12 protein-coding genes are annotated in these 17,080 nt (G+C 61.0%); 10 read left to right on the forward strand and 2 right to left on the reverse strand.

Translation table 11 applies throughout. The annotated features are described in order from the left end of the window. Positions 1-37 precede the first annotated feature (37 nt). From NZ453_RS18195 to NZ453_RS18230, 8 genes are all read left to right on the forward strand, one after another. On the forward strand, positions 38-1,135 hold the full coding sequence (locus NZ453_RS18195; RefSeq protein WP_263772249.1) for a 3-deoxy-7-phosphoheptulonate synthase: 1,098 nt from the start codon (positions 38-40) through the stop codon (positions 1,133-1,135). A 62-nt stretch (positions 1,136-1,197) separates the two neighbouring features. Further along, complete coding sequence (locus NZ453_RS18200; protein ID WP_263772250.1) at positions 1,198-2,439, forward strand: DUF1015 domain-containing protein; 1,242 nt, start codon at positions 1,198-1,200, stop codon at positions 2,437-2,439. Between the two features lie 214 nt (positions 2,440-2,653). Continuing rightward, positions 2,654-3,298 (forward strand): hypothetical protein, encoded by a 645-nt coding sequence (locus NZ453_RS18205; RefSeq protein WP_263772251.1) that lies wholly within the window; start codon positions 2,654-2,656, stop codon positions 3,296-3,298. 334 nt (positions 3,299-3,632) lie between these two features. Then, positions 3,633-4,184, forward strand: a complete 552-nt coding sequence (locus NZ453_RS18210) for a gamma carbonic anhydrase family protein (protein WP_263772252.1) — start codon at positions 3,633-3,635, stop codon at positions 4,182-4,184. A 29-nt stretch (positions 4,185-4,213) separates the two neighbouring features. Beyond that, entirely contained in the window at positions 4,214-4,618 is a 405-nt protein-coding gene (locus tag NZ453_RS18215; protein WP_263772253.1) for a nuclear transport factor 2 family protein, read from the forward strand. Between the two features lie 128 nt (positions 4,619-4,746). Next, a complete protein-coding gene (locus NZ453_RS18220; protein WP_263772254.1) occupies positions 4,747-6,105 on the forward strand; it encodes a sodium-dependent transporter in 1,359 nt (452 codons plus the stop codon). A gap of 211 nt (positions 6,106-6,316) precedes the next feature. Further along, complete coding sequence (gene fliD, locus NZ453_RS18225; RefSeq protein WP_263772255.1) at positions 6,317-7,297, forward strand: flagellar filament capping protein FliD; 981 nt, start codon at positions 6,317-6,319, stop codon at positions 7,295-7,297. Between the two features lie 381 nt (positions 7,298-7,678). Continuing rightward, positions 7,679-9,100, forward strand: a complete 1,422-nt coding sequence (locus NZ453_RS18230; RefSeq protein ID WP_263772256.1) for a bifunctional enoyl-CoA hydratase/phosphate acetyltransferase — start codon at positions 7,679-7,681, stop codon at positions 9,098-9,100. 69 nt (positions 9,101-9,169) lie between these two features. On the opposite strand, the gene NZ453_RS18235 is transcribed toward NZ453_RS18230, so the two are convergent. After that, positions 9,170-10,366 carry an acetate kinase gene (locus NZ453_RS18235; RefSeq protein ID WP_263772257.1) on the reverse strand — a complete coding sequence of 399 codons (1,197 nt, stop codon included), beginning with the start codon at positions 10,364-10,366 and terminating at the stop codon, positions 9,170-9,172. Between the two features lie 643 nt (positions 10,367-11,009). Here NZ453_RS18235 and NZ453_RS18240 point away from each other — a divergent pair. Further along, positions 11,010-13,889, forward strand: a complete 2,880-nt coding sequence (locus NZ453_RS18240) for an adenosylcobalamin-dependent ribonucleoside-diphosphate reductase (protein ID WP_263772329.1) — start codon at positions 11,010-11,012, stop codon at positions 13,887-13,889. Positions 13,890-14,300: 411 nt separating this feature from the next. Here the strand turns inward: NZ453_RS18240 and NZ453_RS18245 are convergent, their stop codons facing one another. Further along, positions 14,301-15,191, reverse strand: a complete 891-nt coding sequence (locus NZ453_RS18245) for a LysR family transcriptional regulator (RefSeq protein ID WP_263772258.1) — start codon at positions 15,189-15,191, stop codon at positions 14,301-14,303. A gap of 148 nt (positions 15,192-15,339) precedes the next feature. On the opposite strand from NZ453_RS18245, the gene NZ453_RS18250 reads away from it, so the two are divergent. After that, positions 15,340-16,797, forward strand: a complete 1,458-nt coding sequence (locus NZ453_RS18250; RefSeq protein ID WP_263772259.1) for an MFS transporter — start codon at positions 15,340-15,342, stop codon at positions 16,795-16,797. Positions 16,798-17,080: the final 283 nt, after the last annotated feature.

Here is a 17,080-nt window from a genome sequence, read left to right on the forward strand (position 1 = left end):
CGACGACAGTCGGCCCCGCACTTTTCGAGGTTGACGCATGAACCATCCGGACAAGACGAACCTGGCCACACCCGATATCGAAAACGTCAACGTCATCGATTTCGAAGTGATGCCATCGCCGGAGGAAATCCACGAACGCGTTCCATTGACGTCCGAGGCCACCCGTACGGTGATGGCGGCACGCGAGACCCTGCGCAACATTCTAGACCGCCGGGACAACCGGCTCTTCGTCGTTCTGGGCCCCTGCTCGATCCACGACCCGGTGGCCGGCCTCGATTATGCGCGACGTTTGAAGAAGCTCGCGGAACAGGTCAGCGATACGCTCTTCCTCGTCATGCGCGTCTACTTCGAAAAGCCGCGCACGACAACGGGATGGAAGGGGTTTATCAACGATCCGGACATGGACGATTCGTTCCGCATCGACAAGGGCATGCAACAGGCGCGGCGCTTCCTGCGCGACGTGGCCGAACTCGGACTAGCCGCAGGCACCGAGGCCCTGGACCCCATCTCGCCGCAGTACCTGGGTGACCTGATCGCGTGGACCGCGATCGGTGCACGCACGACCGAATCGCAAACGCACCGGGAGATTTCGTCGGGACTCTCGACGCCGGTCGGCTTCAAGAACGGCACCAACGGTGACGTCGCGATCGCCATCAACGCGATTCTTTCGGCATCGCAACCGCACAGTTTCCTCGGCATCAACGGCCAGGGACACAGCGCCATCGTGCGCACGCGCGGCAACCGCTATGGACATCTCGTGCTGCGCGGCGGGGATGGACGGCCCAACTACGACACGGTAAGCGTCCAGATGGCCGAGCAGGCGCTGCGCAAAGCCGGGCTGACGCCGAACATCGTCGTCGATTGTTCGCACGCCAACAGTTACAAGAACCCCGAACTGCAGCCCCTCGTGATGGCTGACGTGGTCAACCAGGTGCGCTTCGGTAACCGCTCGCTGATCGGCATGATGATCGAATCGAACATCGTCGCCGGCAATCAAGCGATTCCGCAAGACCGCTCCCAGCTCAAATACGGCTGTTCGGTGACCGACGCTTGCATCGACTGGGATTCGACCGAAGCGATGATACGCAATGCGGCCGAGATCCTGCGCGCGGTCTTGCCGACACGGAACGCGTAAGAGTCACGGGCGGTCTGCCGTAGCTCGATAATCGATTATCACAACACTGCAAGGAGACTCGCTTGACTGCCGCCACCCCTCTGATCCGCCCCTTCACCGGCCTGCGGCCTCGTCCAGAACACGCGAACGCCGTCGCTGCTCCGCCCTACGATGTGCTCTCCAGCGACGAAGCGCGGCAGCGCGCCGCCGGCAAACCGTATTCTTTCCTGCATATTTCCAAGGCGGAAATCGACCTGCCGCCCGATGTCGACCATTACTCGCCCGAGGTGTACGCCAAATCGGCCGAGAACCTGAAAAAGATGATCGCCGGCGGTATCCTTATTCGCGATGCGAAGCCGTGCTATTACGCGTACCGTCTCGTCATGGGATCGCATACGCAGACCGGCCTGATCGCTGCCGCGTCGGTTGCCGCCTACGACGCCAACCGCATTCGCAAACACGAATTCACCCGCCCGGATAAGGAAGACGACCGTGTGCGCCAGATCGAGGCGCTGAATGCGCAAACGGGCCCGGTCCTGCTCGCTCATCCCGATAGCGACGAGGCGGAGCGCTTGATCGCCGCGGCCACGGCCGGCGAACCGATTGCCGATGTCACGGCCGACGACGGTATCCGACACACCGTGTGGCTGATCGACGACGCGACGAGTATCGATCGCATCAGTGTCGTGATCGGCGCCATGCCCAGCCTGTACATCGCTGACGGGCATCACCGCTCTGCCGCGGCCTCGCGGGTCGCTGCCGCCCGGCGCGGCAAAGGACGCCCGGACTCCGCGGAGTACTTCCTGGCCGTCATCTTCCCCGCCCGGCAAATGCGGATCATGGACTACAACCGGGTCGTCCGCGATCTCAATGGCCATAGCGTCGACTCCTTCCTCAAGGCCGTCGCCGAACGTTGCACCGTGACGCCGGCGGCGGATGCGGTCAGGCCCGAGCGAACGGGCACCTTCGGCATGTATCTCGACAAGCGCTGGTACCACCTAGCGATCCGGCCGGAACTCGTGCCAGCGCAAGACCCGGTACGCCGGCTTGATGTCTCGGTCCTCTCCGAACAGGTCCTTGGACCTGTCCTCGGCATCGCCGACCTGCGCCGCGATACGCGGATCGACTTCGTGGGCGGTATTCGCGGTCTCACCGAGCTCGAACGGCGTGTGAACAGCGGCGAGATGGCCGTCGCTTTCGCCATGTTCCCGACGCAAATGTCAGAGCTGATGTCGGTCGCCGACGCCGGGGAAGTCATGCCGCCGAAGTCGACCTGGTTCGAGCCGAAACTCGCCGACGGCATGGCTTCGCACGTACTCGACTGATCCTCGTTTTCTCAGGACGCTTCGGCGCCCTGCTCGATGCCGCGCCCACGCAGAACACCGCGCCGGCGCGGTGTTTGTATTTGCGGTGGCTGTCCTGAATTCGGCAGAACTTTGCCCCATCCGCTCGGTCGATGTTGGTTGCCAACCCATTCGCCGACGCACGACGCCCCTTGCTACGCGAGGCCCTTCCCGAACCGCGCGTGCGATCCTTACTATGCAAAAAGAGGCTACACGCGAAGTTCTGCGCCGTTACACCGACCTCCCGGCGTTGCTCTACATGCTGCGCCACAAAAAGCTGACCCTCGTCGATCCCAAGGACTGGGACGATACCAACGACTCCTACTATCTGCTCACGTACAAGGAGAAGCGGCAGTTGAAGTCTGTCCTCGCCTTGTGCCTGACCGAGTCCGAAGAGACCTACCATCACTGGCGCATCTTTGCGCCCGGGTCCGCGGGCGTCTGCGTGCATTTCGATCGCCCATCGCTCATCAAGGCGCTGGGCAGGGTGCGTGGCATCACGGTGCGTGCCGTCGATTATCAGAAGGTGCATGAGGCACGCCGGCGTCCGCGCCCCCCGAGGATCGACGAGCTGCCGTTTCTCAAGCGCGCCGGTTTCGTCGCCGAAGCCGAATACCGGGCCATCTATGCTTCTGAGGAACGCGAAGCTTCCTATCTCGACGTCCCGATTGCGATCGATTCCATTCTCAAGGTCACGTTGAGCCCCTGGCTCAATCGACGCCTGTCGACGTCTGTGCGCGAGGCGATCGCGGCCATTCCCGGGTGCGAGGATTTGACGGTCGTCCGCTCGACGATCGTCGGCAATGTGGAATGGAAAAAGCTCGGCGATGAGGCAACATAGGCGGCTCGCCGAGAAGACGTCCACAACCTCCCGGCAGTGTTTCCCTCCGCCACATGCTTGGAAGGAGTACGGTAAGTCGATGCCCCCCTATCGAGAGATCGGCCGAAATCCTAGCGACGATCTGCGGCTGAATGCACTTTGCCGCGCGCATCGCTAGCGACCAGTTCGCCGTCGGTACCGCCAGCCTGCTCCTGATTGGTTGGACCACGAACGCCTGATCATCCCTACGCCACTGATGTTGAACTTGCGGTGTAGACTGCGCGTTTTTCCATCCCACTTCTCCATCCCACCTTGGCGTCAGTTGCAGCCAAGGCCGCTAACGACGAGCAAGCAAATGGCGCTATCCCCCTTTCGTTCCGTCATGCCCCGTTTAGGCGACGGGGTTTTTGTCCATACGTCGGCGCAGGTCATCGGCGAGGTTGAGATCGGCGACGACAGTTCGGTTTGGTGCAACGCGGTGCTGCGCGGCGACGTCAATCACATTACGGTCGGGCGCTGTACGAACATTCAGGACCTCACCATGGGCCACGTGACGCACAAGAGCCCGAAGAAGCCCGCTGGATCACCGCTCGTCATCGGCAACTACGTGACCATCGGTCATTCGGTCGTCCTGCATGGATGCTCGATCGGGGACGAGTGTCTGGTCGGGATGGGATCGATCATCATGGACGACGTTGTCGTCGAAGACCACGTGATGATCGGCGCGGGAACGCTCGTACCGCCGGGCAAGCGCCTTGAAAGCGGCTTTCTGTACGTGGGGCAGCCCGCTCAGCCGCTGCGCCCGCTGACGGAGGCCGAACGCGCCTTTCTGCGCTACTCGGCCGAGCACTATGTGACGCTCAAGAAAGCCTATCTCGAAGCCGACGCCGACGACGTTTTGCCCTAAAACGTCTAGAGCATCACAAGGAGATGCGAATGAGTCACCCCTTCGACGAGAAGGTTGCAGCCGAACTTTGGGCTACCGTACGCGCCATGAACGACGCTTGGACCAAAGGCGATCCGGATCGTCTTCGCGACTATTTCCACGACGCCATGGTGGCCGTGACGCCCGTCGACCGGAACCGGCTCGAGGGCGGTGAGGCGTGCGTAGCCGGCTGGAAAAGATTCTGCGACGCGGCGCGCATTCACTACTGGCGGGAAATCGAGCCGTCGATCCAGATCTATGAGGACGCCGCCGTCGTCACCTATTACTTTGATATGTCGTTCGATATGGGCGGCAAGACGGTTCATAGCGAAGGGCGCGAGATGTACTTTTTCGTCCGGGAGAACGGTCGGTGGTGGGCCGTGGCCAACCAGTTCTCGCCCTACCCGGCAAAGTAAGGGCGAAGCAACTCCGTTCGATCCGCGATAGAGAAATCGGAGTATCCTCCCGCAACACTCGGCGACCGCCCCGTGCGGCGCCCATTTCTATTCGAAACGCGGCGTCTGCCGCCAATGGGGGGAAACGAATGGCATCAACAGCCCGTGACGGCTTTACCAGCACCTTCGGCGTCTTTCTTGCCACCGTGGGTTCCGCGGTCGGACTCGGCAACATCTGGAAATTCCCCTCCCTCACCGGCACTAACGGCGGCGCGGGGTTTCTCTTGGTTTATCTGCTCGCCACGCTGCTCGTCGGCCTGCCGGTGATGATCGTCGAGACAATGCTCGGGCGCGCGGCGCGCGCCAACGCGATCACGACCTTCGAACGCGAGGCCCCGAAAGGGCAATGGTGGTGGAAATCGATCGGCTGGATGGGCTTTGCCGCCGCCTTGTTCATCCTCGCCTTCTACTCCGACGTCGCAGGCTGGGTGTACGCCTACGTATTCAAGGCCGCATTCGGAGAGTTGACGACGACCGACCCGAAGGCGGCCGCGAGCATTTTCGGCGGCCTTGTGTCGAGCCCCGGTACCTCGGTGTTCTGGCAAGCGGTGGTGCTCGTGGTGACTGGGGCCATCATCATGCTCGGCGTCGCGCGCGGCATCGAAGCCGTCGCACGCAAACTGATGCCCCTGCTCTTCCTGCTTCTCCTCGTGCTCTGCGTGCGCAGCCTGACGCTGCCCGGCTCGGCCGAAGGACTCGCCTTCCTGTTCAGGCCGGATTTCTCGAAAATCACCCCCGGCGTCATCCTCACGGCACTCGGCCTCGCCTTCTTCAAATTGTCGGTCGGCATGGGGACGATGCTCACCTACGGCAGCTACTTCCGCGAAAACCAGAACATTCCCGGAACGACGGCTCGCGTCATGCTCGCCGACCTGTCGATCTCACTCCTGGCCGGGATTGCGATCTTCCCGGCCGTGTTCGCTTTCGGCTTCGAGCCCGCGTCCGGCCCATCGCTCGTCTTCATGACGATTCCCGCCGTATTCACCTCGATGCCCGGCGGCACGCTGTTCATGACCATCTTTTTCTTCCTGACGGCGATCGCCAGCGTCGGTGCCATGCTTTCACTGCTCGAGGTACCGGTAGCGATCCTCGCCGAACGTTATGGATTCGGCCGCAAGCAGGCCGCCTTATGCACGATTCTCGCGGTAGCCGTGTTCGGTATCCCGGCCGCGCTTTCGAACAGCGTCACCGCCGACCTGAAGCTGTTCGGCCTCAATCCGTTCGACCTCTTCGATTTCCTGAGTTCGAACGTGCTGCTTCCGCTCGGCGGCATCCTCATCTGTCTTTTCGTCGGCTGGATATACGGGCTGCCGCAACTCCGCGATCAGTTGAGCAACCACGGCGACCTCTCCAATGCCCCGGTGATCAACGCGGTTTTCTTCCTCGTCCGCTACGTCACGCCGCTTTCCATCGCCGTCGTCCTGCTGCATGGTTTGAAGGTCTTCTGAAGCGGCGAAATCGTCCCGACGGCGCGGCAGTTTTTGCCGCTTGCCGGCGGGGCCGACGGGTACTGAAGTCCCTTGCACGGACGGCTCACCGACTCCTCTCGTGGCGAAACGCAAGTCGGCTGGACGAGAGGTGTTTCTACACGGCTTCTGGCGCAGATATTGCAGATGAACGAAAGCCGGCAACTGCCGATAGCGCTTTCGGAGTTTCATCATGAATCTGACCTCTGCCCTGGGAATTGCGAGCACCTTATGGAAGCTGCTGCCGTCCGGCGATAGCACCACCGCCAGCCAGTCCAGCAGCGCCGCAAAATCCGCCGGTGACGGACAAAGCACGGATTTCTCGACCTCATTGGCCGTGCGCATGGCGGCACTTCAGGCGCAATCGGTCAACGCACTGCTGGGCTCGGTGGGCCAAACGGGGGCGGCCAATAGTTTCGATTTTCTGGGCAGTACTCAGAACGCGGCCAGTGGGTTGTCCGGCCTGAGCGGCCTGTCCGGTGGACGCAATCTCTCGTTGTTCGACCCCGAGTCGGCTTACCGCATGATGACCGTCGTCAACAACCGGGAAGTGAACTACAAGGCCCAGTACGCCGAGTTGACGGCCATGGGGCAAGGCGTCGCCACCATGGAAGATGCTGGCGAAGCGCTCAACGCGGCGGCCGGAACTGCAACCGTGGACGGCGCCACGATCAAGACTCAACTGCAATCCTTCGTCGATCAGTACAACGCCTGGATCAACCGCTTCGACAAGACAGTGCAAACCGGTGGCGTCCTGGACGGCACGCAGGCAGCGGAAGTGTCGCTCTACGAACTGGAGCAAAGCGTCAAGAACATCTTCAACGGCGCCAAGGACGGTTTTCACGGGCTGGCCGATCTCGGCGTGACAATCGACGACAGCACCAACCTGGCCTCGTTCGACGCCGCGAAATTCGACGCCGCCTTGAGCAAGAACTTCAACGGCGTGGTGAACACGGTCAAGGAGTTCAGCGCCAATTTCGACAAATCCGCCGAACTGCTCAACGCCGACAACAACTTCATCACGAACCGTCTGGCAAACCTCGACCGCGTGATCGATTACATTGGCGACAACAAGGCATCGCTGCAAAGCGAGTTTGGTATGGGGGACCAGGCGGCGATGAACTCGCAAGTACGGCTCGCTCTCGCCGCTTACGCGAAAATGGCCAAAGCCTGACGACGCGAACTTCCTTTACAGAGGCCGAACGCTGACTCCATAGCGTTCCAAACGCCTCGGAACATCGGTTTTCTGTCTGTTCCTTTTCCGCCTTTAGCCGCACGTCGGCCGGCGCTGATTTGCCCCTTGTGCCGGCTTCGCTGCAGCTTATAATCGCTCTCACAAAAACAAAGGGAGCATTCCACGCCACCGGCCACCAAGAGCTGAGGCACGGGATATATCGCGGCCATTGTCAATGCTATCGGCGTATGGCGCGACTGCGGGCAAGAACGAATCCGATGAACGCCCGCAGACAAGTTTCCGACTGAGTAAACGTCCGCATCGGCCACCCGATGAACACGCGGTGGTCATGTTGAAGAAGACCTTTTTCGGAGCCTGACCATGCGCACAGAGAGCCAGCCGGCCTTTCTCGAAAGCCGAACCTTCGACGAGATCAACATCGGCGAAAGCGCGACCCTGACACGAACGCTCGGGGCCGAAGACATTCAGCTGTTCGCCATCATGTCGGGCGACATCAACCCGGCGATCGTCGACCATGAATACGCGACGAGCGGCATGTTCAAGGAAGTCGTTGCTCACGGCATGTGGAGCGCGTCGCTGATCTCCACGACGCTCGGTACGCAGTATCCCGGCCCCGGCACCATTCTCGTTAGTCAGTCCCTGCGCTTCGTCAAACCAGTGACCGTGGGTGACACCATCACGATACGCGTCACCGCTAAAGAAAAGATTCCGCACAACCGGCACATCGTTTTCGATTGCGCCTGTACGAACCAGGCCGGTCAGGACGTTGTTCTCGGCACCGTCGAAGTGCTCGCGCCCAACGAGAAATCGAGAACCCGCCGCATGCAGCTTCCGAACGTGACGATCTCCGACAAGTATGGACGGCTACAGGCGCTCGTGGCACGCGCCAAGGGCTTGGCCGCGATCGACATGGCCGTCGTTCATCCCTGCGACAAGGAGTCGCTGCGTGGCGCGCTGATGGCCGCCGAGAGCAAGCTCATCGACCCGATTCTCATCGGACCGGAGGTGAAAATCCGCTCGGTCGCGGAAGAGAACAATTTCGACATTTCGAAATACCGCATCGTCAACGTCAAGCATAGCCACGAGTCGGCCGCCATGGCCGTTACGCTGATCCGCAACGGCGACGCCGAGGCGATCATGAAAGGCAGCCTGCATACCGACGAACTGATGGCCGAAGTCGTCTCGCGCGCAGCGGGTCTGCGCACCTCTCGCCGCATCAGCCACGTGTTCCTGATGGACGTGCCCACCTATCCGCGTCCGATCATGATTACCGACGCGGCGATCAATATCGCCCCGACGCTTGAAGAGAAAGCCGACATCATTCAGAACGCGATCGATCTCGCACACATCATCGGCATACCACAGCCGAAGGTAGCCATTCTCTCCGCCGTCGAGACGATCAACCCGAAGATCCAGTCCACGCTGGACGCCGCCGCGCTCTGCAAGATGGCCGACCGGCGCCAGATCAAAGGGGGCGTACTCGACGGCCCGCTCGCCTTCGACAATGCCGTGTCGATGGTGGCGGCCACGACAAAGGGAATCGACTCGCCGGTCGCGGGCCGCGCAGAAATCCTGGTTGTTCCGGATCTTGAGTCGGGGAACATGCTGGCCAAGCAGCTGGAGTACTTGGCGAACGCGCTGACAGCCGGCATCGTGCTCGGTGCCAAGGTGCCAATTGTCCTCACGAGCCGTGCGGATACCGCCGAAACACGTCTCGCGTCGTGCGTCATCGCCACGCTGATCGCGCACTACAACCGAACCCACGCGCCAGATTCGGAGTAAGAGCAAGCAACGGCAAAGCCAAAGAAACAAAGGCAGCCGCGGCCGCCTTTGTCATTGGAACCGCCTGAATTATTTGCCGACGATCTCTTTGGTATCGCGTGCGATCACGAGTTCTTCGTTGGTGGGGACAACGAGCACTTTGATCGCCGAATCCGCGGTCGAGATAATGGCCTCTTCTCCGCGCACGTTGTTCGCCGTGGCATTGAGCTTGATGCCAAGCGCGGTGAGGCGTTCGACCACCGAAGCGCGGAAGTCGATATCGTTCTCCCCGATACCGCCCGTGAAGACGATGGCATCGACCCGCCCCAGCTCAATGGCATAGGCTCCGATGTACTTGAGAACGCGGTGGCGCAGAACGTCGACCGCCAACTGAGCCCGCGCGTTGCCCTCGCTTGCCGCCTTGCGGATATCGCGCATGTCGGAGCTGATGCCGGAGATACCGAGCAGGCCGGACTTCTTGTTCAACGCATTATCGATATCCGCGAACGACATATTGACGTTGGCGGCGAGAAAGTTGGGGATGCCGGCGTCGATGTCGCCGCAACGCGTGCCCATGACGATTCCTTCGAGCGGCGTCATGCCCATGCTGGTGTCGTACGACTTGCCATCCTTCACCGCAGTAAACGACGACCCGTTGCCCATGTGGCACGTCACGCAATTGAAGCGGTCTTTTTGGATACCGAGAATCTGCGCCGCGCGCTCCGAGACAAAGCGATGCGACGTGCCGTGGAAGCCGTAGCGCCGCACATGGTGTTTCTCGTACCACTCGTAGGGGACGGCATAGATATACGATTCCGCTGGCATGGTGGCGTGGAACGCGGTGTCGAAAACGCCGACGTTCGGCACGCCAGGCATTGCCTTCATCATCGCCTCGATCCCCGTGATATTGGGCGGGTTGTGCAATGGCGCCAGCGGAATATTTTCCTTGAGCGCAGCAATCACTGCATCGGTGATCAGGACCGAGCCCGAAAACTTCTCCGCGCCGTGAACGACGCGGTGGCCGATCGCCGCGATATCGGAAAGCGACTTGATGACACCGACCTTGGCATCGACAAGCTTGCCGAGAACGCGCTTGATCGCCTCCTCGTGATTGGCAATATCCGCGGTCTCCTTGAGCTTTTCTCCACCAGCCGGCTCATAAGCGAGAACCGAGTCCTTCATGCCAATGCGTTCGACGAGGCCGACGGCCACACGACGTTCATTGGACATGTCAAGCAATTGGTATTTAAACGAGGAGCTGCCGCAATTCAGTACGAAGACAAACATGTTTATTCCTTGTATTCCTTATTTTGTGTTCGCGTCGCCTGCCACGCACTCACTTGTCATGAGTTCTCTCCCGCAGTATCGGCCGTCCGAGGACGGATTCCGGCAACGCCTCCGTCGGTACGTGGCGTCTGCCACGTCTTTGTTTCCGAACCCGCTCATTCTACCAGATCGGGCGCCAGCGGCCCGGAAACAATGCTAAATCGGTATTTTCGCTGCACGATCGATGCAAATCGACGATTTTAGCGACAAAAGAGAGGTTTTTCGCGTGTTTTATTGTTATCCGATGCGCCCTTCACCGCACCATACGGCTTGATCAAAGGAGCGGGAGAGAGGAAACAAGGGGAGTTGCCTGCCCGCGTCCAGCGCCGGTACGGGATTTTTCATCCTCGGCGCCAAGGCGGTGATTCCAAAGTGTTTTTTCGCCCTTAACCACAATGCGAAAACAACTATATATAGTAATCGGGTTGCCTACGACCACTATATGTAGTAGCTTAGAGCCTGATTCGCCGGTAAACGCCGGGCACGATCCATGCATTCCTTGCTGTCCGCGGCGCTCCCCAAAAGAGGTGTCGAAACCCCGGAACTTGCCGCCACGCAGCAACGTCACATCATCAGCAACCGCAACCGAATTGAAAGGCAGAACATGAGCCAGAACGCGCAACAGCTTTCCCTGACCGCCATCGCCGAAGTACCAGACGTGGTCCCGCTCTCCGAGCAGGAAATTTCCACCGAAGTGCTGGTGGAAAAATATGCCAAGGGAGCCGAAACCAACGTTCACGACGTGCGGCGGCGCGTCGCCCGCGCCTTGGCGGCGACCGAAGAGGAAAAGCTGCGCCCGAAATGGGAGGAACGTTTTCTCTGGGCTCAGGAAAACGGCTTCGTCCCGGCTGGGCGCATCAATTCGGCTGCCGGCACGCCGCTCGCTGCGACCCTGATCAACTGCTTCGTGCAACCCGTCGGCGACTCGATCGTGGAAACGGTCGATGGCAAGCCGGGCATTTACACGGCCCTCGCGCAAGCGGCCGAGACAATGCGCCGCGGTGGCGGAGTTGGCTACGATTTCTCGTCGATCCGTCCGGTCGGCGCGCTCGTCAAGGGCACGCAGTCGCGTGCATCAGGACCCGTCTCCTACATGCGCGTTTTCGATCGGTCGTGCGAAACCGTGGAATCGGCTGGCGCCCGCCGCGGTGCCCAGATGGGCGTGCTGCGCTGCGACCACCCGGACATCGAGGACTTCATCCACGCCAAGGATCACGGCGACCTCACAAACTTCAATATCTCGATCGGCGTAACCGACGCTTTCATGCAAGCCGTTGACGCCAACGAAGACGTCGAGCTCGTACATCGCGCCGAGCCGAACGCTGACATGAAGGCAAGCGGTGCCTATCAGCGCGACGATGGGCTTTGGGTCTACCGCAAGGTGCACGCCCGCGACCTGTGGGATCAGGTCATGAAATCCACCTACGACCATGCGGAGCCGGGCATCCTGTTCCTTGACCGCATGAATCGGGACAACAACCTCAACTACTGCGAGTTGATTGAGGCTACCAATCCGTGCGCCGAGCAACCCCTGCCGCCGTACGGTTGCTGCTGCCTTGGGTCGATCAACCTGACCCTGTTTGTCAAGCATCCGTTCACCGACCAAACCGAGTTCGACTTCGACGCTTTCGCTGAAGTGATCAAGGTTTCGGTGCGCATGCTGGACAACGTGCTCGACGTTACGGCGTGGCCGCTCGATCGCCAGAAGGAAGAAGCCGCCAACAAGCGTCGCGTCGGACTCGGTTACACCGGTCTCGGGGATGCCTTGTGCATGCTTCGCCTGCGTTACGACCGCCCAGAAGCGCGTGCGATGGCCGCCCGCATTTCGGAATTCATGCGTGACACCGCGTATCTGGCATCCTCGGAATTGGCCAAGGAACGCGGCGCGTTCCCGCTGTTCAACGCCGAACTGTATCTTTCCGGCGGCAACTTCGCATCGCGCCTGCCGGCAGACGTCAAGGCCGAGATTCGCAAGAACGGGCTGCGCAACTCGCACCTACTCTCCATCGCGCCTACCGGCACGATTTCGCTCGCCTTCGCCGACAACGCCAGCAACGGCATCGAGCCACCGTTCTCCTGGACCTACAGCCGTAAGAAGCGCATGGTCGACGGCACGATCAAGGAATACGCCGTCGAAGACTACGCTTGGCGGTTGTACAAGCACATGGGCGGTAACGTCGAGAACCTGCCTGACTACTTCGTCACCGCGCTCGAGATTTCCGCCCAGGCGCACAAAGACATGGTCGCCGCCGTCGCGCCCTACATCGACACATCGATCTCGAAGACGGTCAACGTCCCGGCCGACTATCCGTACGAAGACTTCCAGGGCCTCTATATGAGCGCCTGGAAATCCGGTCTGAAGGGACTGGCGACCTATCGTCCGAACAACGTGCTCGGCGCTGTGCTCTCCGTCGAACCGGCAAAGACAGAAACCAAGACGCCGCAAGACTTCGTGAACGGCGACGCCAACCGGCGGCTGTCGATCAAGAATCTGCCGGCGCCTGTGCTCTCGAGCCTGCGCTGGCCAGGCCGCCCGAACCTGCCCGAAGGCAATATGGCCTGGACCTACATGATCGAGCATGAGCTCGGCAAGTTCGCCCTGTTCGTCGGCCACGTCGACCAGGAAGGTCGTTCCTGGCCGTTCGAAGCCTGGGTCAATGGGCCCGCGCAGCCGCGCGGTCTCGGCGCCGTCGCCAAGACACTGTCAATGGATATGCGCGCCAACGATCACGGCTGGCTCAAGCTCAAGCTCGAATCGCTGGCCAAGACACCCGATGGCGAAGGTTTCGACATGCCCTTCCCGCCCCACGGCGAACGCAAGCGCATGCCGTCGGTCGTCTCCGCGATGGCACGCCTGATCGAATACCGGGTGGAACAGTTGGGCGCCTTCAAGAATGAAGGCCCGACCCCGGTGCTCGATGCGCTGTTCAGCCTCAAGGAGCCGAAGACCGGCACCGATGGGACGCTTTCCTGGACTGTCGACGTTTTCAACCCGGCAACCAACGAGGACTTCGTGCTCGGGCTCAAGGAAATCACTCTGCCGGACGGCGTCACGCGTCCGTATTCGGTATGGCTCTCGGGCAATTACCCGCGCGCTCTCGACGGCTTGACCAAGCTGCTCTCGCTCGATATGCGCGTGCTTGATCCGGCGTGGATCGGCATGAAGTTGCGGAAACTGCTCGATTATCCCGAGCCGCTCGGGGACTTCATGGCCTTCGTGCCCGGAACGCGCAAGCAGCAGACCTATCCCTCGACGGTCGCCTACATCGCCAATCTGATCATCCACCGCTACGCGATGCTGGGTATCCTCGACGAAAACGGCATGCCGCTGCAGCAGATGGGCATCCTCGAGCCGCCGGCCGGCAGCAAATCGGCCAAGCCGACCCCGGGCAAGCTCTGCAGCGAGTGCGGCAATTACACGATGATCCGGAAGGACGGCTGCGACTTCTGCACGGCCTGCGGGGCAGTCGGCACCTGCGGCTAAGCGGCAAACACGAGCGCATACGTTGGCCGGTGAAACCGAGCTGACTAACAAAGGCGTGTGTTGAGCAATCAACGCACGCCTTTTGTCTAGCTAACTGCACTTCCGGCGATCCAACAACCTCGCGCATTGGCCTTAACTTGCCAACAGCGCTCCAGTTATTTGATGTTAAAAAAGGCGTTCCTTTATCCGGCCCACCGTTCACTCACCCGACGACTTCCAAGACAGCAAGAAATACAAGGCCTGCCTAGGAGAACAACGCTTTAGAAACGCCTGACGAATCTCTAGAGACACAAGCCGACCCTTCAGGCTTGGCTGTGCACGATCAGTCGTTCCGTCATTTCCTTCAATGATTTCTGCCACGCCGATGCTGCTATGCGCCTTGGCCCTGCCCTCGCAGACGCGTGGCCATCCTCAGCGCAAATCCGAGCAGACCTCTCGCACATGCCGCCGAAGCCAGCGGTGCGCCGGGTCGGCGTCCTGCCTCGGATGCCACAACATGGATATCGTGAGTTCGGGGGTCTTGACCGGCAAAGTGAAACTGAACATACCGTCGCGTAGATTACCGGTGTGGCGTTCAGGGACGGAGGCAACCAAGTCGGAAGCACGCGCCAAAGCCAGTGCGGTCGAAAAGCCACCGACGATGGTAACCACTTTGCGCACCAGCCCAAGAGATTCGAGCGCTTCGTCGATCGGCCCGCGGTCCCGGCCGCGTCGCGAAACGTAGATATGCTTGCCGCCTGCATATCGAGCGGGCGTAATCTTGCCACGACTCAGTGGATGACCTGCGCGTACGGCGCCGATGAAGCGGTCGCGGAACAGGGACTGCGCGCGCAGCTCGGGCGCAGTCGATTGCTCCACAACGCCGGTTTCCAGATCGATGAGGCCGTCGCGCAGCGGCGCGCTGTCCTTGTCCGGTTTCTGCACGAAACAGAGCCGAACGCCCGGCGCTTCCTGGCCGATGCGAGCGATGAGCGGCGGGCCGAAGTTCTCGACGAATCCTTCGCTGGTACGCAAGGTAAAAGTCCGCACCAGGCGTCCGGGGTCGAGCACTTCCACCGGGCGTAGCACGGCTTTCCCTTCTTGAACGAGTTGGCCGACCCGCTCGCGCAGTTCGATGGCGCGCGGCGTCGGTACCAACCCGCGACCGGCTCGGACCAAGAGCGGATCGCCGGTCGTTTCCCGTAGCCGAGCCAACGCGCGGCTCATCGCCGAGGGGCTGAGGCGCAGGCGCCGTGCGGCACGAGCGACACTGCCTTCGGCGAGCAGCACGTCGAGCGTAACGAGCAGATTCAGATCGGGCATCGACATGTTTCCACCTTAGCACGCGGGGTTGAGATATGGCGTCAAACGCACGGATAAAGTGCAAACGTAGCGCCTTCCGCCATATTGCTGAGGCCCCTATGCTCTAGATGACGCTCGATTCGCGAGCCTTCTGATCAAGGAGTCTGAGTTGAACACCGAACTGAGCCAACCACCGACTTCCGTCCGTTGGGCCTTGTCCAGCCTGTCGTTGTGCATCCTGCTGGCTTCGCTGGGTATCAGCATCGCCAGCGTTGCTTTGCCTGAATTGATGTCGGCGTTCGACGCCACCTTTGCCGATGTGCAGTGGATCGTTCTGGCCTATCTGCTGGCTATCACTACCGTAATCATCAGCGTCGGACGGCTCGGCGACCTCGTCGGCCGGCGACGCCTGTTGTTGGCCGGGATCACGGTGTTCGCCGCCGCATCGACCCTGTGCGGGCTTGCCCCCTCGCTCGGCGTATTGATCGCCGCACGCGCGTTGCAGGGCGTCGGGGCGGCTAGCATGATGACTCTGGCCATGGCGGTGGTCGGTGAAACGGTCCCCAAGGAACGGACAGGCAGCGCGATCGGCCTGCTCGGGACGATGTCGGCGATCGGCACCGCGCTCGGTCCAACGCTGGGAGGCTTGCTGATCTCAGGGTTCGGCTGGCAGGCTATCTTCCTGATCAAAGTACCGTTAGGTGCGGCGGCATTGTTCCTGGTCCTGCGCTTTCTTCCGGCCACCCCGAATGGTGCCCCGTTGCGACACATTCGTTTCGACTACGCCGGCACGCTGCTGCTCGCGCTCAGTCTGGCCGCCTATGCGCTTGCGATGACTTTGGGGCACGGCCAATTCAGTACGGTCAACGGATTACTGTTGTTGGCTGCCGCCGGCGGCGCAGTGGTCTTCATGCGCGTCGAGGCAAAGGCGGTTTCGCCGCTGGTCCAACCCAAGATCTTCGCCGACCGCGCCTTGCGTTCAAACCTGGTGACAAACGCTTTAGTATCGACCGTGATCATGGCGACGTTGGTGGTCGGCCCGTTCTATCTGTCGCGTTCGCTTGGTCTGGACAGTGCGGCGACCGGTTTGGTCCTCTCGGTCGGTCCTCTGATGGCGGCGTTGACCGCTTTCCCAGCCGGGCGGCTGGTTGACCGAGTCGGCGCACCCCGCATGACGTTGATCGGCCTTGCCGGAATAACGAGCGGCTTTACCGCGCTGGCGGCGCTACCTACGGCCGCGGGGCTCGCGGGCTACCTCGCCCCCCTCGTTGTCGTCACCTCAAGCTACGCCTTGTTCCAGACGGCCAACAACACCGCCGTCATGAGCGGCGTCGAGACAGACCGGCGGGGCCTAGTCTCAGGCATGCTCAATCTTTCACGCAATCTAGGCTTGATCTCCGGAGCATCGTTCATGGGCACGGTATTCGCGCTGGCGTCCGCGAGCAGCGACTTTGCCAGCGCACCACCCGAAGCCGTGGCCGGGGGGATGCGGCTCACGTTCGCTGTCGCGGCGGCCTTAATCGTCATAGCCCTGAGCACGGTGGCGATTGCAGCCCGCACATGTCACGAGATAGCGAAGCGATCGCCGGCAACGGCGTCGGTACAGGAACCGATAAGTGAGCCATAGAGCGCGCTTGGGCATGATTAAGCGATTAGCATCTCGCATCGTCGCTACGTATCTGGTGCGGATCGACCACGTGCGCCAATTCCTCCGCCGATCGCCAAAAAAACAGGCAGGCTGGAGATCTCTTTTACCGACATCGGCTTAGCGAGCTTATCCAGGTCTTATCCACAGGAATGGCCCCAGATTCTGTGGGTAGCAATCGATACCACGGGCACCGTTCAGCGCCCAGACCACATATCAGAGCACCTCGCCCGCCGCCCACAAACGAAGCGTGTCGGCCGAATGA

Source organism: Propionivibrio soli (genome assembly GCF_025770765.1).
GTDB classification, from domain to species: domain Bacteria; phylum Pseudomonadota; class Gammaproteobacteria; order Burkholderiales; family Rhodocyclaceae; genus Propionivibrio; species Propionivibrio soli.

Excerpts from the sequence above, each read along its gene's own strand:
- NZ453_RS18215 (WP_263772253.1), top strand. The coding sequence starts at position 4,214 with ATGAGTCACCCCTTCGACGAGAAGGTTGCAGCCGAACTTTGGGCTACC.
- NZ453_RS18240 (WP_263772329.1), top strand. The coding sequence starts at position 11,010 with ATGAGCCAGAACGCGCAACAGCTTTCCCTGACCGCCATCGCCGAAGTA.
- NZ453_RS18245 (WP_263772258.1), bottom strand. The coding sequence starts at position 15,191 with ATGCCCGATCTGAATCTGCTCGTTACGCTCGACGTGCTGCTCGCCGAA.
- NZ453_RS18195 (WP_263772249.1), top strand. The coding sequence starts at position 38 with ATGAACCATCCGGACAAGACGAACCTGGCCACACCCGATATCGAAAAC.
- NZ453_RS18230 (WP_263772256.1), top strand. The coding sequence starts at position 7,679 with ATGCGCACAGAGAGCCAGCCGGCCTTTCTCGAAAGCCGAACCTTCGAC.
- NZ453_RS18220 (WP_263772254.1), top strand. The coding sequence starts at position 4,747 with ATGGCATCAACAGCCCGTGACGGCTTTACCAGCACCTTCGGCGTCTTT.
- NZ453_RS18210 (WP_263772252.1), top strand. The coding sequence starts at position 3,633 with ATGGCGCTATCCCCCTTTCGTTCCGTCATGCCCCGTTTAGGCGACGGG.
- fliD (WP_263772255.1), top strand. The coding sequence starts at position 6,317 with ATGAATCTGACCTCTGCCCTGGGAATTGCGAGCACCTTATGGAAGCTG.
- NZ453_RS18205 (WP_263772251.1), top strand. The coding sequence starts at position 2,654 with ATGCAAAAAGAGGCTACACGCGAAGTTCTGCGCCGTTACACCGACCTC.
- NZ453_RS18235 (WP_263772257.1), bottom strand. The coding sequence starts at position 10,366 with ATGTTTGTCTTCGTACTGAATTGCGGCAGCTCCTCGTTTAAATACCAA.